The 24,950-nt window shown below is 66.3% G+C and carries 25 protein-coding genes; 14 read left to right on the top strand and 11 right to left on the bottom strand.

What is annotated here, in order from left to right; translation table 11 throughout:
* Nucleotides 1-17 precede the first annotated feature (17 nt).
* Nucleotides 18-506 carry a sigma D regulator gene (gene rsd / locus HOP53_RS12160; protein WP_234270284.1) on the bottom strand — a complete coding sequence of 163 codons (489 nt, stop codon included), beginning with the start codon at nt 504-506 and terminating at the stop codon, nt 18-20.
* 211 nt (nt 507-717) lie between these two features.
* On the opposite strand from rsd, the gene HOP53_RS12155 reads away from it, so the two are divergent.
* The 13 genes from HOP53_RS12155 to HOP53_RS12095 all read left to right on the top strand — a co-directional run bounded on the left by HOP53_RS12155 (nt 718) and on the right by HOP53_RS12095 (nt 13,554).
* Complete coding sequence (locus HOP53_RS12155; protein ID WP_234270283.1) at nt 718-3,003, top strand: bifunctional salicylyl-CoA 5-hydroxylase/oxidoreductase; 2,286 nt, start codon at nt 718-720, stop codon at nt 3,001-3,003.
* 2 nt (nt 3,004-3,005) lie between these two features.
* A complete protein-coding gene (locus tag HOP53_RS12150) occupies nt 3,006-3,761 on the top strand; it encodes an SDR family NAD(P)-dependent oxidoreductase (protein WP_234270282.1) in 756 nt (251 codons plus the stop codon).
* The gene (locus HOP53_RS12145) at nt 3,758-4,225 is read left to right on the top strand and encodes a MarR family winged helix-turn-helix transcriptional regulator (RefSeq protein WP_234270281.1); all 468 of its coding nucleotides are present in this window, start codon (nt 3,758-3,760) and stop codon (nt 4,223-4,225) included. Before HOP53_RS12150 ends, HOP53_RS12145 begins: the two co-directional genes overlap by 4 nt.
* Nucleotides 4,222-5,031 (top strand): enoyl-CoA hydratase family protein, encoded by an 810-nt coding sequence (locus HOP53_RS12140; protein ID WP_234270280.1) that lies wholly within the window; start codon nt 4,222-4,224, stop codon nt 5,029-5,031. The genes HOP53_RS12145 and HOP53_RS12140 overlap by 4 nt, the downstream gene beginning before the upstream one ends.
* Nucleotides 5,031-6,179 carry an acyl-CoA dehydrogenase family protein gene (locus HOP53_RS12135; protein ID WP_234270279.1) on the top strand — a complete coding sequence of 383 codons (1,149 nt, stop codon included), beginning with the start codon at nt 5,031-5,033 and terminating at the stop codon, nt 6,177-6,179. The genes HOP53_RS12140 and HOP53_RS12135 overlap by 1 nt, the downstream gene beginning before the upstream one ends.
* A gap of 101 nt (nt 6,180-6,280) precedes the next feature.
* Entirely contained in the window at nt 6,281-7,912 is a 1,632-nt protein-coding gene (locus tag HOP53_RS12130; RefSeq protein WP_234270278.1) for a benzoate-CoA ligase family protein, read from the top strand.
* Nucleotides 7,913-8,127: 215 nt separating this feature from the next.
* Nucleotides 8,128-9,270: an ABC transporter substrate-binding protein gene (locus HOP53_RS12125; RefSeq protein WP_234270277.1), complete on the top strand. Its 1,143-nt coding sequence runs from the start codon at nt 8,128-8,130 to the stop codon at nt 9,268-9,270.
* Nucleotides 9,271-9,337: 67 nt separating this feature from the next.
* Nucleotides 9,338-10,252, top strand: coding sequence for a branched-chain amino acid ABC transporter permease (locus HOP53_RS12120; protein WP_010627204.1), 915 nt, complete (start codon nt 9,338-9,340; stop codon nt 10,250-10,252).
* Nucleotides 10,245-11,291: a branched-chain amino acid ABC transporter permease gene (locus tag HOP53_RS12115; RefSeq protein WP_234270276.1), complete on the top strand. Its 1,047-nt coding sequence runs from the start codon at nt 10,245-10,247 to the stop codon at nt 11,289-11,291. The genes HOP53_RS12120 and HOP53_RS12115 overlap by 8 nt, the downstream gene beginning before the upstream one ends.
* The gene (locus HOP53_RS12110) at nt 11,284-12,036 is read left to right on the top strand and encodes an ABC transporter ATP-binding protein (RefSeq protein WP_234270275.1); all 753 of its coding nucleotides are present in this window, start codon (nt 11,284-11,286) and stop codon (nt 12,034-12,036) included. The genes HOP53_RS12115 and HOP53_RS12110 overlap by 8 nt, the downstream gene beginning before the upstream one ends.
* On the top strand, nt 12,030-12,710 hold the full coding sequence (locus tag HOP53_RS12105; protein ID WP_234270274.1) for an ABC transporter ATP-binding protein: 681 nt from the start codon (nt 12,030-12,032) through the stop codon (nt 12,708-12,710). The genes HOP53_RS12110 and HOP53_RS12105 overlap by 7 nt, the downstream gene beginning before the upstream one ends.
* Before the next feature lie 12 nt (nt 12,711-12,722).
* Nucleotides 12,723-13,148, top strand: a complete 426-nt coding sequence (locus tag HOP53_RS12100) for an acyl-CoA thioesterase (RefSeq protein ID WP_234270273.1) — start codon at nt 12,723-12,725, stop codon at nt 13,146-13,148.
* Entirely contained in the window at nt 13,141-13,554 is a 414-nt protein-coding gene (locus HOP53_RS12095) for a RidA family protein (RefSeq protein ID WP_234270272.1), read from the top strand. Before HOP53_RS12100 ends, HOP53_RS12095 begins: the two co-directional genes overlap by 8 nt.
* On the opposite strand, the gene HOP53_RS12090 is transcribed toward HOP53_RS12095, so the two are convergent.
* From HOP53_RS12090 to HOP53_RS12070, 5 genes are all read right to left on the bottom strand, one after another.
* Complete coding sequence (locus tag HOP53_RS12090; RefSeq protein WP_234270271.1) at nt 13,555-14,406, bottom strand: alpha/beta hydrolase; 852 nt, start codon at nt 14,404-14,406, stop codon at nt 13,555-13,557. It abuts the gene before it with no gap.
* A gap of 36 nt (nt 14,407-14,442) precedes the next feature.
* Nucleotides 14,443-14,991, bottom strand: a complete 549-nt coding sequence (locus tag HOP53_RS12085) for a disulfide bond formation protein B (RefSeq protein WP_234270270.1) — start codon at nt 14,989-14,991, stop codon at nt 14,443-14,445.
* On the bottom strand, nt 14,991-16,607 hold the full coding sequence (gene gshA / locus HOP53_RS12080) for a glutamate--cysteine ligase (RefSeq protein ID WP_234270269.1): 1,617 nt from the start codon (nt 16,605-16,607) through the stop codon (nt 14,991-14,993). The genes HOP53_RS12085 and gshA overlap by 1 nt, the downstream gene beginning before the upstream one ends.
* 117 nt (nt 16,608-16,724) lie before the next feature.
* Nucleotides 16,725-19,079 (bottom strand): Tex family protein, encoded by a 2,355-nt coding sequence (locus HOP53_RS12075; protein WP_234270268.1) that lies wholly within the window; start codon nt 19,077-19,079, stop codon nt 16,725-16,727.
* Between the two features lie 71 nt (nt 19,080-19,150).
* Nucleotides 19,151-19,405 (bottom strand): DUF1127 domain-containing protein, encoded by a 255-nt coding sequence (locus tag HOP53_RS12070; RefSeq protein WP_234270267.1) that lies wholly within the window; start codon nt 19,403-19,405, stop codon nt 19,151-19,153.
* 135 nt (nt 19,406-19,540) lie between these two features.
* Between HOP53_RS12070 and HOP53_RS12065 the strand changes: the two genes are divergently transcribed.
* Nucleotides 19,541-20,392, top strand: coding sequence for a LysR substrate-binding domain-containing protein (locus tag HOP53_RS12065; RefSeq protein WP_010627193.1), 852 nt, complete (start codon nt 19,541-19,543; stop codon nt 20,390-20,392).
* On the opposite strand, the gene msrB is transcribed toward HOP53_RS12065, so the two are convergent.
* The 5 genes from msrB to yrfG form a co-directional block, all read right to left on the bottom strand.
* The gene (msrB, locus tag HOP53_RS12060; RefSeq protein ID WP_234270266.1) at nt 20,385-20,888 is read right to left on the bottom strand and encodes a peptide-methionine (R)-S-oxide reductase MsrB; all 504 of its coding nucleotides are present in this window, start codon (nt 20,886-20,888) and stop codon (nt 20,385-20,387) included. The genes HOP53_RS12065 and msrB overlap by 8 nt on opposite strands.
* Nucleotides 20,889-20,988: 100 nt before the next feature.
* Nucleotides 20,989-22,545 carry a phosphoenolpyruvate carboxykinase gene (locus HOP53_RS12055; protein WP_234270265.1) on the bottom strand — a complete coding sequence of 519 codons (1,557 nt, stop codon included), beginning with the start codon at nt 22,543-22,545 and terminating at the stop codon, nt 20,989-20,991.
* Between the two features lie 314 nt (nt 22,546-22,859).
* Nucleotides 22,860-23,735, bottom strand: coding sequence for an Hsp33 family molecular chaperone HslO (gene hslO / locus HOP53_RS12050; RefSeq protein ID WP_234270264.1), 876 nt, complete (start codon nt 23,733-23,735; stop codon nt 22,860-22,862).
* Between the two features lie 17 nt (nt 23,736-23,752).
* Complete coding sequence (hslR, locus tag HOP53_RS12045; protein ID WP_234270263.1) at nt 23,753-24,139, bottom strand: ribosome-associated heat shock protein Hsp15; 387 nt, start codon at nt 24,137-24,139, stop codon at nt 23,753-23,755.
* On the bottom strand, nt 24,132-24,890 hold the full coding sequence (gene yrfG, locus HOP53_RS12040; protein WP_234270262.1) for a GMP/IMP nucleotidase: 759 nt from the start codon (nt 24,888-24,890) through the stop codon (nt 24,132-24,134). Before yrfG ends, hslR begins: the two co-directional genes overlap by 8 nt.
* Between the last annotated feature and the right edge of the window lie 60 nt (nt 24,891-24,950).

Raw genomic sequence — 24,950 nt, 5'->3', positions numbered from 1 at the left:
AGAACCATTCGGTAGCGCTATTCGGTTTCGGTTTCCGCACGCGGCGTATGCGCTGCGTGCAGCCTGGCGATCAACTGGTCTTCCAGGGCGAAGCGTTCGGTCAGCCCCTTGGCCAGACGATCGAGCCAAGCGGGCAGGCGCGGCAGGAAATGCTGACAGCGCACCGGGGTCGAGAAGTCGGCGTCGAAGGCCAGCACCAGCTCGGTGGAGAGCTCGAGGCGCTCCAAAAGCTTGGCGGCGATTTCCAGCGCTTCGTGATCTTCAAAGGCGTTGGCCTCCTCACGCAGCTGCGGATAGATCTCGAAGTGGCCGGCACTGATGTAATCCATCAGTAGTTCGCTGAAGCGATCGATCTGGGGCTTGCACACAGCCTCGAGCTCAGTATCGCAGGCCTCCTTGAGCTCGATGAAGCTGACCAGCAGCTCACGGCGCTCGTCGAGCCAGCGATCGATCAGCTGATGCACACCACCCCAGCGTTCCCTGGCAGTCTTGCACTGTTCCAGCATGGTGAGCCTCCTTCCCCTTCGAAGCCGGTTGCAGCCCGGACCCTGCCGAACCCGAAACCCCAGACTCGCCCTTGCCAGCCTGACTGTCAATCCTTGGCCGAGGGAAAAACGTTCTTCAACGATTTACTTCAAGCATGAAATTTTAAGCTTGAAGTATTTCTTCGGCGAGTCTAGCCTGACATCAACTACAACAACCAAACGGTTCCGCCTCATGAGAATCGCCTGCCTGGGCGGTGGCCCCGCCGGCCTCTACTTCGCCATCAGCATGAAGCTGCACGACCCGGCGCACGAGATCGTGGTGATAGAGCGCAACCGCCCCGACGACACCTTCGGCTGGGGCGTGGTGCTCTCCGACGAGACGCTGGACAATCTGGCCGCCAACGATGCCGTGAGCGCGGCACGCATTCGCGAGCACTTCGCCTACTGGGACGACATCGCCGTGATCCACGACGGCGTCAAGACCGTCTCCACCGGTCACGGCTTCTGCGGTATCGGCCGCCGCCAGCTGCTGTTGCTGCTGCAGGCGCGCGCCCGGGAGCTCGACATCGAGCTGCGCTTCGAGAGCGATATCCCCGAAGCCGCCATCGACGAGCTGCGCCGCGAGTTCGATCTGGTGCTGGCCGCCGACGGCCTCAATTCACGTACCCGGCAGCGCTATGCCGAGCATTTCCAGCCCGACATCGACGTGCGTGCCTGCAAGTTCGTCTGGCTCAGCACTCACCAGACCTTCAACGACGCCTTCACCTTCATCTTCGAGAAGACCGAGCACGGCTGGGTGTGGGCTCACGCCTACCAGTTCGACGCCGATACCGCGACCTTCATCGTCGAGTGCAGCGAAGCCACCTGGCGCGCCTTCGGCTTCGGCGAGATGAGCCAACAGGCGTCGATCGCGGTATGCGAGCGCATCTTCGCCAGGCACCTCGACGGCCACGCGCTGATGAGCAATGCCAACCACATTCGCGGCTCGGCGTGGATCAACTTCCCCCGGGTGCTGTGCGCGCGCTGGAGCTTCGACAACGTGGTGCTGATGGGCGACGCCGCCGCCACCGCGCACTTTTCCATCGGTTCGGGCACCAAGCTGGCGCTGGAGAGCGCCATCGCGCTGGCCGACTACCTGCACAGCGAGCCCGACATGGCCAGCGCCTTCGACCGCTACGAGGAGGAGCGCCGCCTGGAGGTACTGCGCCTGCAGTCGGCGGCGCGCAACTCCACCGAGTGGTTCGAGCAGGTGGAGCGCTACCTGGACCTCGACCCGGTGCAGTTCAACTACTCGCTGCTGACCCGCTCCCAGCGCATCAGCCACGAGAACCTGCGCCTGCGCGACCCGGCCTGGCTCGAGAGCGCTGAGCGCTGGTTCCAGGCCCAGGCCGGCAATGAGGGCAGCGCGCGGGCGCCGATGTTCGCCCCCTACCGGCTACGCGACATGCAGCTGATCAATCGGGTGGTGGTTTCGCCCATGGCCCAGTACAAGGCAGTGGACGGTTGCCCCAGCGACTGGCACTTCGTGCACTACGCCGAGCGCGCCAAGGGCGGCGCCGGGCTGGTCTACACCGAGATGACCTGTGTCTCGCCGGCGGGCCGTATCACCCCCGGCTGCCCCGGCTTCTACGCCCCCGAACACGAGGCGGCATGGCAGCGGTTGTGCGACTTCGTCCACGCCGAGACGCCGGCCAAGCTGTGCGCCCAGATCGGCCACTCCGGACCCAAGGGCTCGACCCAGCTCGGCTGGCAGGAGATGGACGCGCCGCTGCCCGAAGGCAACTGGCCGATCATGGCGGCTTCCGCCGTGCCCTGGTCGGCGCGCAATCAGGTGCCCAGGGCCATGGATCGCGCCGACATGGAGCGGGTGCGCGACGAGTTCGTCGCCGCCGCCCGGATGGCAGAGCGTGCCGGCTTCGACATGCTCGAGGTGCATGCCGCCCACGGTTACCTGCTCTCCTCCTTCATCACGCCGCTAACCAACCGCCGCGACGACGACTACGGCGGTTCGCTCGAGAACCGCATGCGCTATCCGCTGGAGGTGATCCGCGCCGTGCGCGCCGCCTGGCCGGCCCACAAGCCGCTCTCGGTGCGCATCTCGGCCAACGACTGGGTCGGCGACGAGGGCGTCACCCCCGATGAGGCAGTCGAGATCGCCCGCCTGCTCCAGGCCGTCGAGGTCGACATCGTCGACGTCTCCGCCGGGCAGACCTCGACCCAGGCCAAGCCGCAGTACGGGCGCATGTTCCAGACACCCTTCTCGGATCGCATCCGCAACGAGACCGGCATGGCGACCATGGCGGTGGGCAACATCTACCAGGCCGACCACGTCAACTCGATCCTGATGGCCGGTCGCGCCGACCTGGTGTGCCTGGCTCGCCCCCACCTGGCCGACCCCTACTGGACGCTGCACGCCGCCGCCGGCATCCAGGACGGCGAATGCGAGTGGCCGGCCCCCTATCGGGCCGGGCGCGATCAGCTACAGCGCCTGGCCGAGCGCGGCGAGGGGTGGGTGTGACCATGAACACGACCCTGCCTCCCCTCGCAGGCAAACGCGCGGTGATCACCGGCGGCGGCAGCGGCATCGGTGCCGACATGGCGCTGGCCTTCGCCGAGGCCGGCGCCGAGGTCACCATCACCGGACGGCGCATCGCTGCGCTCGACGCCTTGGCCGATCGCCATCCCAACATCGCTACCGCCGTCGCCGACGTAACCCGCGAGGCCGATATGGTCGCCCTGTTCGAGCGCCTGGGCGAGGTCGATATCGTGATCGCCAATGCCGGGGCCGCCGAGAGCGCGCCGCTGGCCAGAACCGGGCTCGACCTGTGGCAGCGCATGCTCGACGTCAACCTGACCGGCGTGTTCCTGACCCTGCGCGAGGGCCTCAAGCACGTGCGCGAGGGCGGCCGGCTGATCGCCGTGGCCTCCACCGCCGGGCTCAAGGGCTACCCCTACGTGGCACCCTACTGCGCCGCCAAGCATGGCGTGGTGGGCCTGGTACGCGCCCTGGCCCAGGAAGTGGCGGGACGCGACATCACCGTCAACGCACTGTGCCCCGGCTTTACCGAGACCCCGCTGCTGGATGAAAGCATCGCCACCATCGTGGCCAAGACCGGGCAGACGGTGGAGCAGGCCCGCGCCCACCTGCAGTCGACCAATCCCAGCGGCAGGCTGATCCAGCCCGCCGAGGTCACCGCCACCGCGCTGTGGCTGTGCGGTCCGCACAGTAGCGCCATCCACGGCCAGGCGATCTCCATTTCGGGAGGCGAGACATGAGCGCACCAACGGCAAAATCCGACGCCCTGAGCAAGGAGCGCCTGCGCCTGTGGCTGCGCATGCTCAGAGTGACCCGCCAGGTGGAAGCGGCGCTGCGCGAGAAGCTGCGCCTGGAGTTCGACTCCACCCTGCCGCGCTTTGACGTCATGGCCGCGCTCTATCGCGACCGCGAGGGGCTGAAGATGAACGAGCTCTCCAAGCGGCTGCGCGTCTCCAACGGCAACGTCACCGGCATCGTCGACCGCCTGGCCGAGGACGGCCTGGTGGAGCGCATCGCCATCGAAGGGGACCGCCGCGCCACCCGGGTACGCCTCACCTCCTCCGGCTGCGACGCCTTCACCGTCATGGCCGAGGCCCACGAGGGTTGGGTCAACGAACTACTGGATGGCGTCGATGCCGAGGATGCCCACCACATCGGCGAGCTGCTGCACCGCTTGCCGGCCGACACGGGAGCACGACCATGAAACTGGCCGACCTGACGCCCAGGCATTTCCTGTGGCGCATGGAGGGCGAAGTGGCGGTGATCCGCCTCGACCGCCCCGAACGCAAGAATCCGCTCACCTTCGACAGCTACGCCGAGCTGCGCGATACCTTTCGCCATCTGGTCTACGCCGAGGACGTGAAAGCCGTGGTGTTCGCCGCCAACGGCGGCAACTTCTGCTCCGGCGGCGACGTCCACGAGATCATCGCCCCGCTGGTGGGTCGCGACATGAAGGGCCTGCTCGAATTCACCCGCATGACCGGTGATCTGGTCAAGGCGATGATCAACTGCGGAAAACCGGTGATCAGCGCGGTGGACGGCGTCTGCGTCGGTGCCGGCGCGATCATCGCCATGGCCTCGGACATCCGCTTCGCCACGCCCCGGGCCAGCACCGCCTTTCTCTTCACCCGGGTGGGCCTGGCCGGCTGCGACATGGGCGCTTGCGCCATGTTGCCGCGCATCATCGGTCAGGGCCGCGCCGCCGACCTGCTCTACAGCGGACGCAGCATGAGCGCGGAAGAGGGCCATCAATGGGGCTTCTACAATCGCCTGGTCGAGCCCGATGCGCTGGAAGCAGAAGCTATCGCCTACGCCACCCGTCTGGCCCAGGGGCCCACCTTCGCCCACGGCATCACCAAGACCCAGCTCAACCAGGAGTGGTCGATGAGCCTGGAGCAGGCCATCGAGGCCGAGGCACAGGCCCAGGCGATCTGCATGCAGACCCGCGACTTCGAGCGCGCCTACCGCGCCTTCGCCGCCAAACAGAAGCCGGTCTTCGAGGGGGATTGATGAGCGATACGAGCTTTCTCGACTGGCCCTTCTTCGAGGCCCGCCATCGCGACCTGGCCAAGCGCCTGGAAGCATGGTGCCAGCGCGAGTTGCCCCGCGACCACGCCGACGTCGACGCCACCTGCATTCAACTGGTGCGCGACCTGGGCCGGGCGGGCTTCCTCGAGGGCACCGCGGGGGACGGCATCGACGTGCGTAGCCTGTGCCTGATCCGTGAGACCCTGGCCCGCCACGACGGCCTGGCCGACTTCGCCTTCGCCATGCAGGGCCTGGGCACCGGCGCGATCAGCCTGTTCGGCAGCGCCGAGCAGAAGCAGTGGCTGGACAGGACCCGCCGCGGCGAGGCGCTGGCCGCCTTCGCCCTGAGCGAGCCGCGCTCCGGCTCCGACGTGGCCCAGCTCGACACCCTGGCCGAACGCGACGGCGACGGTTACCGCATCAACGGCGAGAAGACCTGGATCTCCAACGGCGGCATCGCCGACGTGTATACCCTGTTCGCCCGCACCGGCGAGGGGCCGGGGGCCAAGGGACTCTCCTGCTTCCTGGTACCGGCCGATACGCCGGGGCTCGAGATCCGCGAACGGCTGGAGACGATCTCGCCGCATCCGCTGGCGCGGCTCGGCTTCAGCGACATGCGTCTGCCGGCCAGCGCCATGATCGGCCAGCCCGGCCAGGGCTTTCGCATCGCCATGTCGGTGCTCGACGTGTTCCGCTCCACGGTGGGCGCCGCCGCGCTGGGCTTCGCCCGCCGCGCGCTGGACGAATCGCTCGATCGTGCCAGGAACCGCGAGCTGTTCGGCGCCAGCCTGGCCGACCTGCAGATGGTGCAGGGCCACCTGGCCGAGATGGCGCTGGACGTGGACGCCGCCGCGCTGCTGGTCTATCGCGCCGCCTGGACCAAGGACATGGGCGCCGAGAGGGTCACCCGCGAAGCGGCCATGGCCAAGCTCTACGCCACCGACCGCGCCCAGCAGGTGATCGACAAGGCGGTGCAGCTGCATGGCGGCGACGGCGTGCGCAAGGGCCACATCGTCGAGAGCCTGTATCGCGAGATCCGCGCGCTGCGCATCTACGAGGGCGCCTCGGACGTGCAGAAAGTAGTTATCGCCCGCAGCGCACTGGCGGAGAACCGACCGGGCACGAACTGAGCAACAAGACCAATAACCAAAGCGACGAGACACCAGCCAGACCCGTATCCCCTGTCGACGCTTCCGCGCCGAACAACAACAACGACGTACGGAGAATGGTCATGAACACACCGTCGGCTCATGCCGATACCTTTGCCCGGGACAACCTGCCTCCCGTGCATGAATGGCCCGAGCTCAGGCTCGACGGCTTCGACTATCCCGAGCGGCTCAACGCCGCGGTGGAGCTCTGCGACCGCTGGCTCGAGCGCGGCCACGGCGAGCGCGTGGCGCTGATCGGCAACGGCCGACGACGCAGCTACCGCGAACTTGCCGAGTGGAGCAACCGCCTGGCCCATGCGCTGGTAGAAGAGCTCGGCGTGCGCCCCGGCAACCGGGTGCTGATCCGCTCGGCCAACAACCCGGCCATGGTCGCCTGCTGGCTGGCCGCGACCAAGGCCGGGGCGGTGGTGGTCAACAGCATGCCGATGCTGCGTGCGGGCGAACTGGCCCAGATCGTCGACAAGGCCGAGATCGCTCTGGCCCTGTGCGACACCCGTCTGCTCGAGGAACTCGAGGCCTGCGCCGCCGAGAGTGCCTTCCTCGAACGGGTCGTCGGCTTCGACGGCACCGCCAACCATGACGCCGAACTCGACCGCCTGGCGCTGGACAAGCCCACCGAGTTCGAGGCGGTCGCCACCGCCGCCGACGATGTCGCCCTGCTCGGCTTCACCTCCGGCACCACCGGCCAGCCCAAGGCCACCATGCATTTCCATCGCGACCTGCTGATCATCGCCGACGGCTACGCCCGCGAGGTGCTGCAAGTGAGTGCGGACGACGTCTTCGTCGGCTCGCCGCCGCTGGCCTTCACCTTCGGCCTCGGCGGGCTGGCCATCTTCCCGCTGCGCTTCGGCGCCAGCGCAGTACTGCTGGAGAAGGCCACGCCGCCCAACATGATGGAGATCATCCGCGAGCATCGTGCCACCGTCGTATTTACTGCCCCCACCGCCTATCGCACCATGCTCGCCTCGCTCGAAAGCGGCGAGGAACTCGACAGCCTGCGCCTGGCGGTCTCGGCCGGCGAAACGTTGCCGGCACCGATCTACCATGAATGGATCGAGAAGACCGGCAAGCCGATCCTCGACGGCATCGGGGCCACGGAGATGCTGCACATCTTCATCTCCAACCATCTGGACGACCATCGCCCGGCCTGCACCGGCAAGCCGGTAGCCGGCTACGAGGCCAAGGTCGTCGATGCCGAGATGAACGAGCTGCCCCGCGGGGAGGTGGGACGTCTGGCGGTGCGCGGCCCCACGGGCTGTCGCTATCTGGACGATGCACGTCAACGCAAGTACGTGATCAACGGTTGGAACATCACCGGTGATGCCTTCGTTCAGGACGAGGAGGGCTACTTCCACTTCGCCGCCCGCAACGACGACATGATCGTCTCGGCGGGTTACAACATTGCCGGTCCCGAGGTGGAAGCCGCCCTGCTGGCCCACGAGGCGGTGGCGGAGTGTGCCGTAATCGGCGCACCGAATGGAGAGCGTGGGCAGATCGTCGAGGCCTTCGTGGTACTGTCTCCCGGGGTCGAGCCGGATGCCGAGTGCGTCGAGCGCTTGCAGACGTTCGTCAAGCAGCGCATCGCCCCCTACAAGTATCCGCGTTCGGTGCGCTTCGTCGAGGCGCTGCCGAAGACGGCCACCGGCAAGGTGCAGCGCTTCCGGCTGCGTCAGGAGCACTATCCAGGCAATTGATGACCGAGCCAGGCAATTGATGACCGAGCCAGGCAATTGATGCCGGAGCCAGGCGAGTGATGACCGGGCGTTCGATGGCCGGACATCGGAAGGCCCGGCGGTGGATCAGACTGACGGCGAAATCGGCCCGACAGCCATGGCTGACAGGCCAACCTAACGAGGCGCTGGACACGTTGCGCCAAGGAAACAAAAACGAGAACGAAGAGGGTATCCCCATGAAGAGACTAGCTAGCCTTGGCCTCGGCCTGCTGATGACCGCCAGCATGACGGCGGTTCAGGCCGATGAGGTCAGAATCGGCATGATCACCACGCTCTCCGGCGGCGGTTCGCACCTGGGCGTGGACGTACGCGACGGTTTCATGCTGGCCATGGAGCGCTCGGGACGCAACGATGTGAGGGTGCTGATCCAGGACGATGCCAACCGTCCCGATCTGGCACGCAGCCTCTCCAACGAGTTCATGCAGCGCGACAACGTCGACATCCTCACCGGCATCATCTGGTCCAATCTGGCCATGGCGGTGGTGCCGGCGGCCGTCCGCCAGGGTACCTTCTACATTTCTCCCAACGCCGGGCCCTCCGACCTGGCCGGGCGCATGTGTCACGAGAACTACTTCAACGTCGCCTATCAGAACGACAACCTGCACGGGGCCATGGGCGCCTACATGCGCGAACAGGGCTTCGAGCGGCCCATCCTGCTGGCGCCCAACTACCCCGCCGGCACCGACGCCCTGGCCGGCTTCAAGCATCTCTACGAAGGCGAGGTCGTCGACGAGATCTACACCCAGATGGGGCAGACCGACTACGCCGCCGAGATCGCCCGTATCCGCGCCAGCGACGCCGACAGCCTGTTCTTCTTCCTGCCCGGCGGCATGGGCATCTCGTTCATGAAGCAGTGGGAGAACTCCGGCGTCGACCTGCCGGTGTTCGGTGCCGCCTTCTCCTTCGACGAGACCATCATCAAGGCGGTAGGCAGCGCCGCCATCGGCGCCATGAACACCTCGCTGTGGGCTTACGATCTCGACAACGAGGCCAACCACACCTTCGTCGAGGCGTTCCGCGAGGCCTACGGTCGCATGCCGACGCTGTATGCCGCCCAGGGCTACGACACCGCCAACCTGATCCTGAGTGCGCTGGAGAAGGCCCACCCGAGCGATCAGGACGCCTTCCGCGAAGCCCTGCGCGAAGCCGATTTCGACACGGTGCGCGGCAAGTTCCGGTTCGGCCCCAACCACCATCCGATCCAGGACATCCACGTGCGTGAAGTGGTCGAGGGTGACGACGGCCAGCCCACCAACCGTCTGGTCGGCATCGCCGTGGAGGACATCCAGGACATCTATCACGAGCAGTGCCAGATGTGACGCAACGCCAGTGCCGCCGGGCCAAGGGTTCGGCGGCGCCTTCCTTGCCTTTCACGGTTGACGCTTCATGACATTATTCATCGAACAGCTCATCAACGGCCTACAGCTCGGTACCATGCTGTTCCTGATGGCCAGCGGCCTGACTCTGGTGTTCGGGGTCATGGGCCTGATCAACCTGGCCCATGGCTCCTTCTACATGGTCGGCGCCTACGCCACGGCGCTGGTGACCGCCGCCACCGGCTCCTTCTTCGTCGGCCTGGTCGCGGGCATCGCCGTGGCCGCCGCGGTCGGCGCTCTAGTGGAGCTGATCGTGATCCGCCGGCTCTATCACCGTCCGCACCTGGACCAGGTGCTGGCCACCTTCGCCCTGATCCTGATCTTCTCCGAGGGCACGCGCTGGGTGTTCGGCTCCTCGCCGCTGTGGCTCAACCCGCCGGCCATGCTGTCGGGCTCGGTCACGCTGCCCGGCGGGCTGCGCTACCCCATCTACCGGCTGGTGATCATCGCCGTGGGGGTGGCCGTGGCGGTAGGCATGTATTTCCTGATCACCCGTACCCGACTCGGCATGCGCATCCGTGCTGGCGAGAGCGACCGGGAGATGATCGGTGCGCTGGGCGTCAACATCGCCCGTCTCTACACCCTGGTGTTCGCCATGGGCGCGGCGCTGGCCGGCCTTGCCGGCGCCATGGTCGGTGCGCTGCAGTCGGTGCAAGTGGGCATGGGCGAACCGGTGCTGATCCTGGCCTTCGTGGTGATCGTGATCGGCGGCATCGGCTCGATCAAGGGGGCGCTGTACGGCGCCATCCTGGTCGGCGTGGTGGATACCCTGGGGCGAGTGTTCCTGCCCGCCTTCTTCCGCCAGTTCATGAGCCCCTCGGAGGCCGCCGGCGTCGGTTCGGCCATCGCCGCCATGCTGATCTACATCATGATGGCCGCCATTCTCGCCTTCAAACCCAAGGGACTGTTTGCCGCCAATGAATAAGTCCAACACCTCGACGCTCGCACCCCAGCCGGGGCTGCCGACACCGGCGGCCAGCTGGTACGACCGCAAGGGACTGGTGCAGATCGGCCTGCTGGCCTTCCTGCTGCTGGCACCCCTGGCGCTCTATTTCCTGGGGCACATCTACTACGTCAATCTGGCCTCGCGCATCACCCTGATCGCCATGGCCGCAGTGGGCCTCAACCTGGCCATCGGCTACGGCGGCATGGTCAGCTTCGGCCACGCCGCCTACTTCGGTCTGGGCGGCTACGTGGCCGGCATCAGCGCCTATCACGCCTTCGATTTCACCCCGGTGATCGGCTGGCCAATCGCCATTCCCGGCAGCGACAGCATGCTGGTGATCTGGCTCGCAGCGATCCTGCTGTGCGGCCTGCTGGCGCTGGCCATCGGTGCCATCTCGCTGCGCACCACCGGGGTCTACTTCATCATGATCACCCTGGCCTTCGCCCAGATGATGTACTACTTCGCCAACTCCTGGCCCACCTACGGCGGTGAGGACGGCCTACCGATCTTCCTGCGCAACGGCCTGCCGTGGGTAGACACCAACGACGCCCTGACCTTCTTCCTGATCTGCTTCGGCGGGCTCGTGCTCTCGCTCGCCCTCACCTCGCGGATCATGAAGTCGCGCTTCGGCGCCGCGCTGACCATGGCGCGACTCAACGACACGCGCCTGGCCACCGCCGGCATCTCGCCCTATCCCATTCGCCTGGTCGCCTTCGTCATCTCGGCAATGATCACCGGACTGGCGGGAGCGCTGTATGCCGACCTCAACGGCTTCGTCAGCCCCACCATGCTCAGCTGGCACATGTCCGGCGAACTGATGGTGATCGTGATACTCGGCGGCGTGGGCCGACTCTACGGGCCGCTGGCCGGCGCGCTGCTGTTCGTGATGATGGAGACGCTGCTTGGCGGCATGACCGAGTACTGGCAGCTTTTCCTCGGCCTGGTGCTGCTGTTCGTGGTGCTGTTCGCCAAGCATGGCGTGATGGGCTGGCTGGCCGGGAGGGAGCGTCATGAGTGATACCGTGCTCGAGCTCATCGATCTCAACAAGCGCTTCGGTGCGCTGCAGGCGACCCGCGACGTCTCGCTGAACCTGTACCCCGGCGAGATCCATGCCCTGATCGGCCCCAACGGCGCCGGCAAGTCGACCCTGATCGGCCAGATCGCCGGCAGCCTGAAACCCGACTCCGGCCGTATCGTGCTGGCCGGCCAGGAGATCACCTCACTCAGCGTGGCCCAGCGGGCCCGGCTGGGGCTGGGGCGCAGTTTCCAGGTCTCGTCGCTGGCCGAGCCGCTATCGGTGAAACGCAACGTGATGATCGCCGTACAGGCGCTGCAGGGTCATAGCTTCCGCTTCTGGAAGCCGGTGCAGCGCGACGAAAGCCTGCTGGTCCCGGCGCTGGAGGCGCTGGAACGCATGGCACTCACCCACCGCGCCGACACCCAGGTGGCCGAACTCTCCCACGGCGAACGCCGTCAGGTGGAAGTGGCCTGCGCGCTGGCGCTCAAGCCCCGGGTACTGCTGCTCGACGAACCCATGGCCGGACTGGGTCCGGAGGGCACGGCGCATCTCACCGAGCTGCTCGAGGCGCTCAAGCACGAGGTACCAATCCTGCTGATCGAACACGATATGGACGCCGTGTTTCGCCTGGCCGACCGCATTTCGGTGCTGGTGGCCGGCGGCGTGATCGCCCAGGGCGACAGCGCCGCGATCCGTGCCAACCCGCAAGTCCGCGAAGCCTACCTGGGAGAGGCGACATGCTGAACGTCACCGCGATCGAGACCTTCTACGGCCCCTCCCAGGCGCTGTTCGGCGTCGACCTGAGCGTCCAGGCCGGCGAGATGGTGGCGCTGATGGGGCGCAACGGCATGGGCAAGACCACCACCATCCGCTCCATCTTCGGCCTCACCCCGGCGCGCAGCGGCAGCATCACATTCGAATCCCACGATCTGCGCCGCCTGCCGTCGTACCGCATCGCCCAGGCCGGCCTCGGCCTGGTGCCCGAGGGGCGGCGCTGCTTCCCCAACCTCTCGGTGCGCGAGAACCTGGTGGTCACGGCGCGCCCCGGCTACTGGAGCCAGGCACGGGTGGAGAAGCTCTTTCCGCGTCTGGCCGAGCGGCGTACCCAGATGGCGCGCACCCTCTCCGGCGGCGAGCAGCAGATGCTCGCCATCGGTCGCGCGCTGATGACCAACCCCAGGCTGCTGGTCCTCGACGAGGCTACCGAGGGGCTCGCCCCGGTGATCCGTCACGAGATCTGGGCCGCCATTCGCGAGCTCAAGACTCAGGGCCAGTCGACCCTGATCGTCGACAAGTCGCTGGCCGAGCTGCTGCCGGTGGCCGACCGCTGCACCATTCTGGAGAAAGGGCGCACGGTATGGACGGGGCAGCCAGCGGCACTCGACGACGGTCTGCGCGACCGCTACCTGGGCGTTTGAGAGGAAGCCGCCATGCCATTCGTCACCCAGCGCAAGGTGCGCTTCCAGCACTGCGACCCGGCGGGCATCGTGTTCTACCCGCGCTACTACGAGATGCTCAACTCGGTGGTGGAAGACTATTTCGCCGAACGGGTAGGCCACGACTTCAACCGGCTCCACGTGGAGAGCCGCACCGGCGTGCCCACGGCGCACATCGAGACCGACTTCCATGCCCCCAGCCGGCTGGGCGAGACGCTCACCTTCGAACTCACGCTGCGTGACGTCGGACGTACCAGCCTGACCCTGTGCACCCTGGCCCACTGCAACGGCGAACCGCGCCTGACCTGCCATTCCACCCTGGTGTTCGTCGGTCTGGACAGTGGCCGCCCCCTGCCCTGGCCCGACGATATGCGCCGGCACTTCGCCCAGGACTGCCAACAAGGATATCAAGATGAATGACGCCATCTCCCACCAGCTGCTTCACCCTTCTCACTGGAAGGCCGCCGTGGGCTATGCCAACGGCGTGCTCGCCAGCGGCCGCACGATCTTCGTCGGCGGCCAGATCGGCTGGAACGGCGATCAGGTCTTCGAAAGCGACGATTTCGTCGCCCAGGTACACCAGGCCCTGGCCAATATCGTCGAGGTGCTCCAGGTCGCCGGTGCCGGCCCCGAACACCTGGTGCGGCTGACCTGGTACGTCACCGACAAGCAGGAGTATCTGGCCCGGCTCAAGGAGGTGGGTGCCGCCTATCGCGAGGTGATAGGCAAGCACTTCCCGGCCATGACCATGGTCCAGGTAGCCGATCTGATCGAGGACCGGGCCAAGGTGGAGATCGAAGCGACCGCCGTCGTTCCCGAGGCTTGATCAGCCGCCGTGAAAGGCCGCGATACGCTGAACGAACCGTCCGCCCGATGCGTAGTGGTCGAGAATGGAGAAATGATCGTCGCCGGGTGACAGCTCGGCGCTCACCGCCATGCCCTGGGCCTCGAGATGCTCGGCATGGGCATGCATCTGACGGGCGAACTCCATGGACTCCTCGCCTCCCGCGACCAGATGCACCGGCGCGGCTACCCGACAGGGCAGAAACAGCGGGCTATAGGCCTGCACGTCGCGGCCGGTGAGCTGCAGCTTGGGCTGCAGCCACGACCAGGGGAAGGGCCGCAGGTCATAAAGTCCGCTGATGCACAGGGTACCTTCGAGCAGATCGTCGGGCAGGCCGTACTCACCCTGCCAGTCGGTGGCCAGCAGCATGGCGGTCAGGTGGCCCCCGGCGGAGTGGCCGGAGACGCTGAGCCGTGACGGATCGACACCCAGCGATGCGCCATGTCGATACGCCCAGGCCACCGCGGCGCGCGCTTGCCTCACCACTTCGCCGAACGCCACCGTCGGGCACAGCGCATAGTTGACCACCGCCACGTTGATGCCCGCCTCCACCAACCCCTCGGCCACGAAGCCGAACTCCCGATGGCCCAGCGAGCGCCAGTAGCCACCGTGCAGAAACAGGTGCAGCGGCGCGTTCTCGGTCCCGGCGTGGTAGACGTCCATGCGTTCGGCCAGGGTCGGCCCGAAGGCAACGTTCTCGGTGACGCGACAGCGCTCACGCAGCGCGTCGCTGCGTGCCTGCCAGTCGCCAAGCAGTGCGGCCGGGTCGCGGCCGCGCATGGGATCGTATTCCCGGTCGATGGCTTCCTGAGAGACGAAGTCACGATAGAGCATGTGTTTCCTTATTCTTGTTGTGTCATTTCACTTCGGTCACGCCGGGCGATGGCGACCGTTCAGGCTCGGGCGGCGCTGGCGAAAGGCGCCCAGCAGGATGCCCAGCGGCGCCACGGCCAGGATCACGAAGCCGATCAGCGTCCAGCCCGGCAGCGAGATGCCCAGTAGCAGGAAGTCGATCTCGGCGCACTCGCCGGAGCCGGAGAGCACCATGCTCACCACGTCACGCATGGGCAGGATGTCCATCATGTAGTCGAGACCGGGACCGCAGCTCGGCACCTGGTCCGGCGGCAGCGACTGCAACCACAGGTGGCGCCAGGCCACGCCGATACCGCCCAGCACCGCGGCCAGCGACAGACCGCCGTAGATCGCGGCCCCGACTCGTCCGCGGGGGTTGTGGATGGCGGCCACGAGGAATACCGCAGCCGCCGCCAGCACGGCGACCCGCTGGAAGATGCACAGCGGACAGGGCTCGAGGCCGCCGATGTGCTCCAGGCCCAGAGCGACGCCCATCATCAAGGTGCAGAAGGCCAGTCCGGCCAGGCTCCACTGGCGCACGGAGAGGCGCCGCAATGTTTCGGGCATCATCTGCCTCCCTGACTCGCCATGGCCACCCGCGGCTCACGGGCGTTGGCGAAGTAATCATCGAGAAATGCGTCGAAGTGCAGCGCATCGGCGTCTTCGATATCGCGCTGCTGCTGATGCGAAGTGCCGACCAGCTGTTCGAAGTTGGCCGCTCGTGCCGGACCGATGGGCTCCCGGCGAAACCGCTCGGCATGCTCACCGGCGAGGGCGAGGATGGCCTCGATGAACTCCTCCCCGGTCGACTCCAGCCGCGCCAGCAGCCGGCCGGAGGGCGTCAGCGATGGGTCCTCGAGCCAGGGGACCAGCGAGGCGACGGCGTCCGCGTGGGGCGTGCCTTCTTCCAGCGCATCGAGCAGCTCGGCGGACTGAGCGATCTCGGCGAAAATCTCTCCGCCCCAATCGGCCACGCTGCGCTGCCGCCCGTTCTGCATCAGCCTGAGCTCGGGGTCGCGGCCGCGCTCGACGACCAGACGCCGGTTGTCGTCAAGCCGGTCGCATTCGTCATCCGGAATCCAAGGGCTCTCGGCCAGCAGACACCACACCAGGAAGGCGTCGATGAAGCGCAGCCGCGCCTCGTCGATACCCAGCGGCAGGAAGGGGTCGAGATCGAGACAGCGTACTTCGATGTACTCCACGCCGCGCGCCTCCAGCGCCTGGCTCGGCGTCTCGTCGTGACGGGTGACGCGCTTGGGGCGGATGTCGCTGTAGTACTCGTTCTCGATCTGCAGGATGTTGGCGTTGAGCTGCTGCCAGTCGCTGCCGCGGCGCACGCCCAGCGCCTCGTAGGCGGGCCACGGCGTCTGGATGGCATGGCGCAGGGTACCGACATAGTTGGCCAGCGAGTTGAAGCAGATCTTCAGCTGCGCCTGCACCTTATTCTGGTAGCCGAGATCGGACATGCGCAGGCTGGTGGCATAGGGCGACACCAGGGTATCGCGCCCGTGCGCGTGCAGCTTGTCGGGAATGTTGCCCTCGGGCAGGAAACTGCGGTCGAGCGCCGGCGAGGCACCGAAAAGGTAGAGCAGCAGCCAGCTGTGACGGCGAAAATTGCGGATCAGGCCGAAATAGCGGCTGGAGCGGTAATCGTCGAGATCGACGTCTTGGGCCCCATCGCGCTCGCGCAGCAGCGTCCACAGCTCGTCGGGCAGCGAAACGTTGTAGTGGATACCAGCGATGGCCTGCATGATGCGACCGTAGCGTACGTCGAGCCCCTTGCGGTAGACGTGCTTCATGGTACCCACGTTGGAGCTGCCGTAGTCGGCGATGATCACGCTGTCGTTGCCATCGAGACGAGCCGGCATGCTGGCCGGCCAGATCAGCTCCTCACCCAGATGGCGGTAGCTGAAGCGGTGCAGGTCGGCGAGGAAGTCGACCGCATCGCCGGGGCGGCAGTACACCGGCGTGATGTACTCCAGCAGCGCCTCGGAATAATCCGTGGTGATGTGCGGATGCGTCAGCTTGGAGCCCAGCGCGTAGGGGTGCGGCGTGGCGGCGATACGCCCCGCGCCATCGACCCGCAACCCCTCCTTCTCCAGGCCGCGGCGCAGGCGCCCGAAGCGACCCTGAGCCGCCAGCTCGGTGAGGCGTGTAACGGTAGCAGTGTAATTTTCAGACAAGGCGTGGACCCCGTGTCTAGGAGGCCTTCAACGGGCCTCTCGGTCGAAGCATGCCGGCCGCCTACGACGGCCTAACACGCCAATGATGTCGAGAGTATGGCGACACAGGCGCCAGGATCAAGATTTGCCCTTTCTGGCCTTGAGCAGCGCCGCTCCCAGCGCCCCCATCTGGTTGGACTGAGACTGCTCGCGGGGCGCGTTGTTGCGCGGGGCCTTGCCCTGACCGCCACGCCGTTCGCCCTGGCTGGCGCGCGACGATCTGCCGCCCTCGGTCTCGCCCGGCTGATCGTCGAGCCGCATGGAGAGTCCGATGCGTGCGCGCTCGAGATCCACGCTCATCACCTTGACCTTGACGATGTCGCCGGCCTTGACCACCGAGCGCGGATCCTCGACGAACTTGTCCGACAGCGCCGAGATGTGCACCAGGCCATCCTGATGCACGCCGATGTCGACGAAGGCACCGAAGTGAGTGACGTTGGTCACGCTGCCCTCGAGGATCATGCCCGGCTCCAGGTCCTTGAGCGTCTCCACTCCCTCGCGGAACTCGGCGGCCTTGAACTCGGGGCGCGGGTCGCGGCCCGGCTTGTCGAGCTCCTTGAGAATGTCGCTGATGGTCGGCACACCGAAGCGTTCGTCGGCAAACTCGGCAGGCTTGACCGTCTTCAGCGTGGCGCTGTCGCCGATCAGGCTGGCCACCGGGCGACCGCTGCGGCTGGCGATACGCTCCACCACCGGGTACGCCTCGGGGTGCACGGCACTGGCATCGAGCGGGTTGTCGCCGTTCATGATGCGCAGGAAGCCGGCGCACTGCTCGAAGGTCTTGGGCCCCAGGCGGCTGACGTCGAGCAGCTGCTTGCGGCTGGCGAAGGCGCCCTCGGCATTGCGCCGGGCGACGATGGCCTCGGCCAGCGCCGGGTTGAGACCGGCCACCCTGGAGAGCAGCGCGCTGGAAGCGGTGTTGAGATCGACGCCGACGGCGTTCACGCAGTCCTCGATCACCGCTTCCAGGCTCTTCGACAGCTGCAGCTGCGAAACGTCGTGCTGATACTGACCCACGCCGATGGACTTCGGTTCGATCTTGACCAGCTCGGCTAGCGGATCCTGCAGGCGCCGGGCGATGGAGACCGCGCCGCGGATGGTGACGTCGAGTTCGGGCAGCTCGCGGGAGGCATACTCCGAAGCCGAGTAGACCGAAGCGCCGGCCTCGCTGACCATCACCTTGGAGAGTGACTTTTTTCCAGCGAACAGCTTGAGCAGATCGCCGGCCAGCTTGTCGGTCTCGCGGCTGGCCGTGCCGTTGCCCACGGCGATCAGCGCCACGTCGTGCTTGTCCACCAGCTTGGCCAGCAGTGCCAGGGACTCGTTCCAGGCGTTGCGAGGCGCATGGGGGAAGATCGTGGCGTGCTCGAGGAACTGGCCGGTGGCGTCCACCACCGCCACCTTGCAGCCGGTACGCAGGCCCGGGTCGATGGCCAGCGTCGCCTTCTGCCCCGCCGGAGCGGCCAGCAGCAGGTCCTTGAGGTTGGCGGCGAAGACCTCGATGGCATCGAGCTCGGCGCGTTCGCGCAACCGCCCCATCAGCTCGGTCTCGAGGTGGGTGTAGAGCTTGACCCGCCAGGTCCAGCGCACCACGTCGGCCAGCCACTTATCGGCGGCACGGCCCTCGTCACGGATGTCGAAATGCCTGGCGATGGCCACCTGGGCGGGATGGACCAGCGCCTCGTCCTCGCCGGGCAGGCGGATGGCCAGGGTCAGCACGCCCTCGTTGCGCCCGCGGAACATCGCCAACGCGCGATGCGACGGCGTCTTGGCCAGCGCCTCGTCGTGCTCGAAGTAGTCGGAGAACTTGGCGCCCTCGCGCTCCTTTCCGGCAATCACCCGGGCGCTGAGCTCGCCTTCGTTCCACAGCCGCTCGCGCAGCGCACCGACCAGCTCGGGATCCTCGGCAAAACGCTCCATGAGGATCTGGCGCGCGCCGTCCAGCGCCGCCTTGGCGTCCTCGATAGCCGGAATGTCGCCCTCGGCGGGGCGCAGATAGTTGGCGGCCTCGCTCTCGGGGTCGAGGGTAGGATCGGCCAGCAGCGCATCGGCCAGCGGCTCGAGGCCGGACTCACGGGCGATCTGGGCCTTGGTGCGGCGCTTCTTCTTGTACGGCAGGTAGAGATCTTCCAGACGCTGCTTGGTATCGGCGGCCTGGATCTGCCCCGCCAGCTCCGGTGTCAGCTTGCCCTGTTCGTCGATGGCGGCAAGCACGGCGACCCGGCGCTCCTCCAGCTCACGCAGGTAGCGCAGGCGTTCGTCGAGGTTGCGCAACTGGGTGTCGTCGAGGCCGCCGGTGACCTCCTTGCGGTAGCGGGCGATGAAGGGCACGGTAGCGCCGCTATCAAGCAGTTCCACGGTAGCGGAGACCTGCTGCGGGCGAACGGCGAGTTCCTCGGCGAGGCGCGAAATGATCCGGGTCGTGGCGTCCATGACTTCCTTGATATTGCGACAGCGAAAGATCGCGCCAAGGTACCACAAACGCCACGCCCTCGCCGCCAGGATCAGCGCCGCCAGCCGATGTCGTCCCAGAAGTGACGCCGGGCCTCGCGAGCCGCCTCGTGCCGGGTCAGGCCGATGTCACGCAATTGGTGGTCGCTGAGCTCGAGCAGTTGACTGCGCTGGTGGCGCAGCTGCACCAGGCGATCCATGCGCCGCGCCCAGCGCCAAACCTCGAGAATGGCACGTAAGCGGCTTCGTAAGCTGGGCTCACCGTGGGGCAAGACGTCTTCAGGGTTGATCCTTGCCTTCATATTCATGCGTTGCTTCCTCCTGCCGATGATGCGATGGAGAAAGTCTCGGCGAGGCGCTAAAATCAATCCAACGAATAGTTGTTATGCCCACCATCACATTGCTTGATGGAATAATCTGCCCAACCGCTGGGAAAAACGGCCATGCTCCACACCATCGACCATGAACTGCTGCGCACCTTCGTCGCCATCGTCGACCACGGCGGTTTCACCCGCGCGGCCCAGGCGGTCAACCGCACACAGTCCGCCGTCAGCATGCAGATCAAGCGGCTCGAGGAGGACGTCATCCAGCGGCCGCTGTTCGAGCGCCAGGGGCGCCAGATGCACCTGACCAGCGAAGGCACCACGCTACTCGGCTACGCCCGCCGCATCCTCGCGCTGCAGGGCGAGGCGCTCAACATGCTGCGTGAGCCGGACATGGTGGGACGGGTGCGTATCGGCGTGCCCGACGACTTCGTCATGCGCTTTCTGCCGGGCATTCTGAAATCGTTCTCGCAGACTTGGCCGCTGGTTGACGTCGAGGTGCAGTGCGCCCCCTCCTCGGAGCTGCTCGGGCGCCAGCAGGGCAGTCTGGATCTGAGCATCGTGACCCGCGAGGTGGGTCAGGAGATCGGCACCATCCTACGCCGTGAGGAGACGGTCTGGGTGGTGGCGGAGAGTCATCCGGTGCATCGCCAGTCGCCGCTGCCCCTGGCGCTGTTCGAGGAGCCCTGCTTCTGCCGAAGGCACGCCTGCAACGCCCTGACCCGCGCCGGACGTCAGTATCGCATCGCCTACTCCAGCCCCAGCCTGGCCACGCTGCAGGCGGTGGTGGGCGCCGGGCTTGCCGTCTCCGCCCTGATGAAGAGCCTGGTCACCCCCGGAATGCGCGTGCTCGACGAGGCAGACGGCCTGCCCCCGCTGCCGGACGGCTCCATCGTGCTGCTGCGCTCGCCCGAGGCCAGCTCACCGGCGGTGGATGGGCTGGCGCAGCACATCGTCGAGGGCTTCAGGTAGCCGCCGGCACGAAGGTCAGCGCCAGGCCGTTGTTGCACCAGCGCAGGCCGGTAGGCTCGGGGCCATCGCTGAAGACATGGCCCTGATGGCCACCGCAACGGGCGCAGTGGTATTCGCGCCGCGGCCAGATCAGGCTGAAATCGAGCTGGCTGAGCAGATGCCCCTCGATGTGATCGAAGAAGCTCGGCCAGCCGGTGCCCGAGTCGTACTTCATGGCGCTCTCGAACAGCGGCAGATCGCAGCCGGCACAGCGGTACTCCCCATCGCGCCACTCCTTGTCGAGCGGACTCGAAAACGGCGGCTCGGTGCCGTGATCGCGAAGGATCTCGAACTGCTCGGACGTGAGACGCTCGCGCCATTCGTCTCGTGACAGCTCGATTCGCTCGAGGCCCGGCGCCGGTTCGAGGCTGAGCCTCGGGAACCCCCAGCCGACTCCAGGCAGCAGCCAGGCGGCACTGCCGGCGCCCAGAACTCCAAGAAAGTGACGACGTTTCATCTGATTTGCCCCCCTGCGCCTGCCACAGCATGCCCATGAAACGAAACGGGGAAGAGGCACAAGCCTCTTCCCCGTTCAGACCGCTGCAGGAAGCGCGGGTTCAGGTCAGGCTGGGCCCGGCCTTGACGATGGCTTCGCTGACGCCGTCGAACTTCTTGAAATTGTCGACGAACTTGGCGGCCAGGTCGCGCAGCTTGCGGTCATAGGCGGCCTGGTCTTCCCAGGTATCGCGCGGGTCGAGCAGGCTCGAGTCGACGCCAGGCACCGCAACCGGAACCTCCAGATTGAGACCCTCGATGCGCTTGGTCTCGACTTCGCGCAGCACGCCGGACTGGATGGCGCTGATGATGGCGCGAGTGGTCGGGATGGAGAAGCGCGAACCGCCTTCACCGTACGAACCGCCGGTCCAGCCGGTATTGACCAGGTAGACCTGAGCGTCCTTGGCCTCGACGCGCTTGATCAGCAGGTCGGCGTAGACACGTGCCGGGCGCGGGAAGAACGGCGCCCCGAAGCAGGTGGAGAAGGTCGCCGAGAGGCCTTCGGAAGAGCCCATCTCGGTGGAACCCACCTTGGCGGTGTAGCCGGAGAGGAAGTGGTAGGCCGCCGCCTCTTTAGAGAGCACCGACACCGGCGGCAGCACGCCGGACATGTCGCAGGTCAGGAAGATGATGGCATTGGGCTCGCCGGCACGGTTCTCCGGCACGCGCTTGTCCACGTGCTCCAGCGGATAGGCGGCGCGGGAGTTCTGGGTCAGGCTGTCGTCGGTATAGTCGGGCTCGCGACGGTCGTCGAGCACGACGTTCTCGAGCACGGTGCCGAACTTGATGGCACTCCAGATCACCGGTTCGTTCTTCTCGGAGAGGTCGATGCACTTGGCATAGCAGCCGCCCTCGACGTTGAACACGGTGCCGGGGCCCCAGCCGTGCTCGTCGTCGCCGATCAGGTAACGCGCCGGGTCGGCGGAGAGCGTGGTCTTGCCGGTGCCGGAAAGGCCGAAGAACAGCGCCGTATTGCCGTCCTCGCCGACGTTGGCCGAGCAGTGCATGGGCAGCACGTCGGAGGCCGGCAGCAGGAAGTTCTGTACCGAGAACATGGCCTTCTTCATCTCGCCGGCGTAGCGCATGCCGGCGATCAGCACCTTCTTCTGGGCGAAGTTGATGATCACGGTGCCGTCGGAGTTGGTGCCGTCACGATTCGGGTCGCACTCGAAGTGGGGCGCATTGAGGATGGTCCACTCCTCTTTCGCCGCTGGATTGTAGCCCTCGGGGCGCACGAACATGGTGCGACCGAAGAGGTTGTGCCAGGCCGTCTCGGTGGTCACCCGCACCGGCAGGTAGTGGGTCGGGTCGCTGCCCACGTGGAGTTCGGAAACGAAGCGGTCGGCGCTGTTCAGGTAGTCCTCGACACGCGCCCAGAGAGCATCGAACTTGCCGGCATCGAAGGGACGGTTGACGCTGCCCCAGTCGATGTCGCCGCTGGTAGTGGGCTCGTCGACGATGAAGCGATCCTTGGGCGAACGACCGGTGCGCAGGCCGGTGTTCACCACCAAGGCGCCGTTTGCGGCCAGGTGGCCCTCTCCGCGTGCCACGGCACGCTCGATGAGCTCGGCGCTGCTGAGATTGACGTGTGCTTGAGGAGCGGCTTGGGATGTGGTCATGTCGTTTCCTGGGCCTTGCGGCCGGTTCTCTCTCGTGTGCCAGGCGTCGATACGCCGTTGCGTTGCGTTTCCGATCGTCCCTGTGCGGATGCATGCCGTCTTGTAATGAGGCGATCGGCCATTAAGCGGGCGCCATTATGGCAAAAAGGAAGCCATCGGGAAACGAGAACTTTGACCGAAGTTCTTGTAGTTTTACTACTACATCGAGACATATCGCCGCAGGTTGACAATGCTCGCACTTGTGCATTGCAGCATTGTCCGACGAACGAACGAGACGCCGTTCGACGTCTCGTTCGTGACTGCCTGGCGCCTGTTCAATGCAAGGTGGGGGGAGCGCCGCCCTGATCGCGCAGCAACGCTTCGACTTCGCTCTCGCCGAAGCGATAGTGGGTATGACAGAAGTGGCACTGGGTCTCGATCTCGCCCTGCTCGGCCAGCACGTTGCGCAACTCGTCGCCTCCCAGGGTCAGCAGCGCTTCCGCGATACGTTCCCGCGAGCAGGTGCAGCCGAAACGCAGCGCCTTGGGCTCGAACACCCTCACCGTCTCTTCGTGGTAGAGCCGGTGCAGTAGGTCGTGCTGTTCGAGGCCCAGTAGTTCGTCGGTCTTGAGGGTCTTGGCCAGTTGCACGGTGCGCTCCCAGGCGTCCTCATCCTGGTTCTGCGACTCGTCCGGCAGGCGCTGCAGCAGCAGCCCGGCGGCCCGCTGGCCGTCGGCGCGCAGCCACAGTTGGGTGGGCAGTTGCTCGGACTGCGAGAAATAGGCCTCGAGACAATCGGCCAGGCTGTCGTGGTCGAGCGCCACGATGCCCTGGTAGCGATTGCCCTCACGGGGGTCGAGGGTGATGACGATATGACCTTCACCCACCAGCTCGCGGAAGGCCGCATCCCCCTCCGGCAGGCTGGCGTCTTCGGCCAGCCGGGCAATGGCACGCAGCTCGCCGCCGGGGTTGGACTCCGCCATCAACAACGAAAGCGCCCCCTGCCCGCGCACCTCGATGCTGAGAATACCGTCGAGCTTGACGGTGTCGGTGAGCAGCGCCACTGCCGCCAGCAGCTCCCCCAGCAGGCGGTTGACGGCAGGCGGATAGCCGTGCCGCTCGAGCACTTCGCCGTAGGCCCGCTCCAGCGTGACGATCTCGCCACGGACGTTGGTGCGTTCGAAAAGAAAGCGCTGGATCTGGTCGGTCATCGTCGTTTCCGGAAAAGTCATTCGTCATGCTGGCGCTGGAAGCGCTGGATGTCCCGACGCTGTTTCTTGTCGGGTCGTTTGAGCGGATGCTGCATGGCCTGATTGGTCAGACGCCGACCTTCGGCTTCGCGCGCCCGGCGCTCGACGCTCTCGTCGGTCTCGCGGTAGAGCTCGCGGGCCTCGGGGGCGCCGCGGCGCTGGTCGGAGAGCGCCAGGACTTCCACCTCCCAGACGTCCCAGCCCTGGGGTACGCGAATCAGCGCCCCCACCTCCACGTTCTTGCTGGTCTTGGCGCGGCCGCCATTGTATTGCACCTTGCCACCCTCGATGGCCTTCTTGGCCAGGGCCCGGGTCTTGAAGAAGCGGGCGGCCCACAGCCACTTGTCGAGTCTTACGTTATCCACCGACGCCTCCTGTCTCGTCAGGCTTGCCCATGTCGCCACGTACCTTGCCGCCACGTACCTTGTCGCCACGTACCTTGTCGCTATGTACTTTGGAGGGTAGCGCTTCGGGCAGGATCGTGGCGAAGCGGTCCAGGGCGATGAACTCTTTGAGTTCCTTTTCCGGCTGCGTGCTGTCGGGCTGCTTGATACCCAGGAGATGGCGGATGCCGAACTCACGGGCGCTCTCGAGCACCTCGGGGTTGTCGTCGATGAACAGCGTGCGGGCCGGGTCGAAGGGCTCGACGTCCTGTAGCGCGAACCAGAACTCCTGGGCCTCCTTGGGCACGCCGAGATCCGCCGAAGAGACGATGGCGTCCAGGTACTCTTCGAGGCCGGTGAGAGGCAGCTTGAGCTCGAGGCTCTCGCGATCGGCATTGGTGGCCAGCACCACCCTGGGGTGCGCCTGCTTGAGCCACTTGAGGAAGTCCAGTGCGTCGCCGCGCAGGCCGATAAGGTGCTGTATCTCGCGCTTGAGCGCGACGATGTCCACGCCCAGCTCCCGGCTCCAGTAGGCCAGGCTGTACCAGTTCAGGGTGCCCTTCTCGCGAATGATCCGCGAGCGCAGCTGCTCCTGCGTGGCCTCATCGAGGCGATGCAGCTCGACGTAGCGACGGGGAAGATGCTCCAGCCAGAAGTGGCTGTCGAAGTGAAGGTCGAGCAGTGTGCCGTCCATGTCCAGCAGAACGGTATCGATTGCGCGCCAGTCGATCATGGCGACTCCCGGTAGCATCTGAGCGGTGGAAGGCGTGGTATTGTACCCAAAGGACAATGG

Source organism: Billgrantia ethanolica (genome assembly GCF_021404305.1).
In the GTDB taxonomy this organism is placed as follows: Bacteria; Pseudomonadota; Gammaproteobacteria; order Pseudomonadales; family Halomonadaceae; genus Halomonas; species Halomonas ethanolica.
The sequence above is the reverse complement of the archived record's forward strand: the minus strand, read 5'-3'. Positions and strand labels throughout refer to the sequence as shown.

Bases quoted from the DNA above. Each gene is read 5' to 3' on its own strand.
- HOP53_RS12120 (WP_010627204.1), top strand. From the start codon at position 9,338: ATGACATTATTCATCGAACAGCTCATCAACGGCCTACAGCTCGGTACC.
- HOP53_RS12055 (WP_234270265.1), bottom strand. From the start codon at position 22,545: ATGACCACATCCCAAGCCGCTCCTCAAGCACACGTCAATCTCAGCAGC.
- HOP53_RS12085 (WP_234270270.1), bottom strand. From the start codon at position 14,991: ATGCCCGAAACATTGCGGCGCCTCTCCGTGCGCCAGTGGAGCCTGGCC.
- HOP53_RS12155 (WP_234270283.1), top strand. From the start codon at position 718: ATGAGAATCGCCTGCCTGGGCGGTGGCCCCGCCGGCCTCTACTTCGCC.
- hslO (WP_234270264.1), bottom strand. From the start codon at position 23,735: ATGACCGACCAGATCCAGCGCTTTCTTTTCGAACGCACCAACGTCCGT.
- msrB (WP_234270266.1), bottom strand. From the start codon at position 20,888: ATGAAACGTCGTCACTTTCTTGGAGTTCTGGGCGCCGGCAGTGCCGCC.
- HOP53_RS12075 (WP_234270268.1), bottom strand. From the start codon at position 19,079: ATGGACGCCACGACCCGGATCATTTCGCGCCTCGCCGAGGAACTCGCC.
- HOP53_RS12090 (WP_234270271.1), bottom strand. From the start codon at position 14,406: ATGCTCTATCGTGACTTCGTCTCTCAGGAAGCCATCGACCGGGAATAC.
- HOP53_RS12095 (WP_234270272.1), top strand. From the start codon at position 13,141: ATGAATGACGCCATCTCCCACCAGCTGCTTCACCCTTCTCACTGGAAG.
- HOP53_RS12150 (WP_234270282.1), top strand. From the start codon at position 3,006: ATGAACACGACCCTGCCTCCCCTCGCAGGCAAACGCGCGGTGATCACC.
- rsd (WP_234270284.1), bottom strand. From the start codon at position 506: ATGCTGGAACAGTGCAAGACTGCCAGGGAACGCTGGGGTGGTGTGCAT.
- HOP53_RS12065 (WP_010627193.1), top strand. From the start codon at position 19,541: ATGCTCCACACCATCGACCATGAACTGCTGCGCACCTTCGTCGCCATC.
- HOP53_RS12100 (WP_234270273.1), top strand. From the start codon at position 12,723: ATGCCATTCGTCACCCAGCGCAAGGTGCGCTTCCAGCACTGCGACCCG.
- HOP53_RS12110 (WP_234270275.1), top strand. From the start codon at position 11,284: ATGAGTGATACCGTGCTCGAGCTCATCGATCTCAACAAGCGCTTCGGT.
- HOP53_RS12105 (WP_234270274.1), top strand. From the start codon at position 12,030: ATGCTGAACGTCACCGCGATCGAGACCTTCTACGGCCCCTCCCAGGCG.
- HOP53_RS12145 (WP_234270281.1), top strand. From the start codon at position 3,758: ATGAGCGCACCAACGGCAAAATCCGACGCCCTGAGCAAGGAGCGCCTG.
- HOP53_RS12140 (WP_234270280.1), top strand. From the start codon at position 4,222: ATGAAACTGGCCGACCTGACGCCCAGGCATTTCCTGTGGCGCATGGAG.
- HOP53_RS12130 (WP_234270278.1), top strand. From the start codon at position 6,281: ATGAACACACCGTCGGCTCATGCCGATACCTTTGCCCGGGACAACCTG.
- HOP53_RS12070 (WP_234270267.1), bottom strand. From the start codon at position 19,405: ATGAATATGAAGGCAAGGATCAACCCTGAAGACGTCTTGCCCCACGGT.
- HOP53_RS12115 (WP_234270276.1), top strand. From the start codon at position 10,245: ATGAATAAGTCCAACACCTCGACGCTCGCACCCCAGCCGGGGCTGCCG.
- HOP53_RS12125 (WP_234270277.1), top strand. From the start codon at position 8,128: ATGAAGAGACTAGCTAGCCTTGGCCTCGGCCTGCTGATGACCGCCAGC.
- yrfG (WP_234270262.1), bottom strand. From the start codon at position 24,890: ATGATCGACTGGCGCGCAATCGATACCGTTCTGCTGGACATGGACGGC.
- HOP53_RS12135 (WP_234270279.1), top strand. From the start codon at position 5,031: ATGAGCGATACGAGCTTTCTCGACTGGCCCTTCTTCGAGGCCCGCCAT.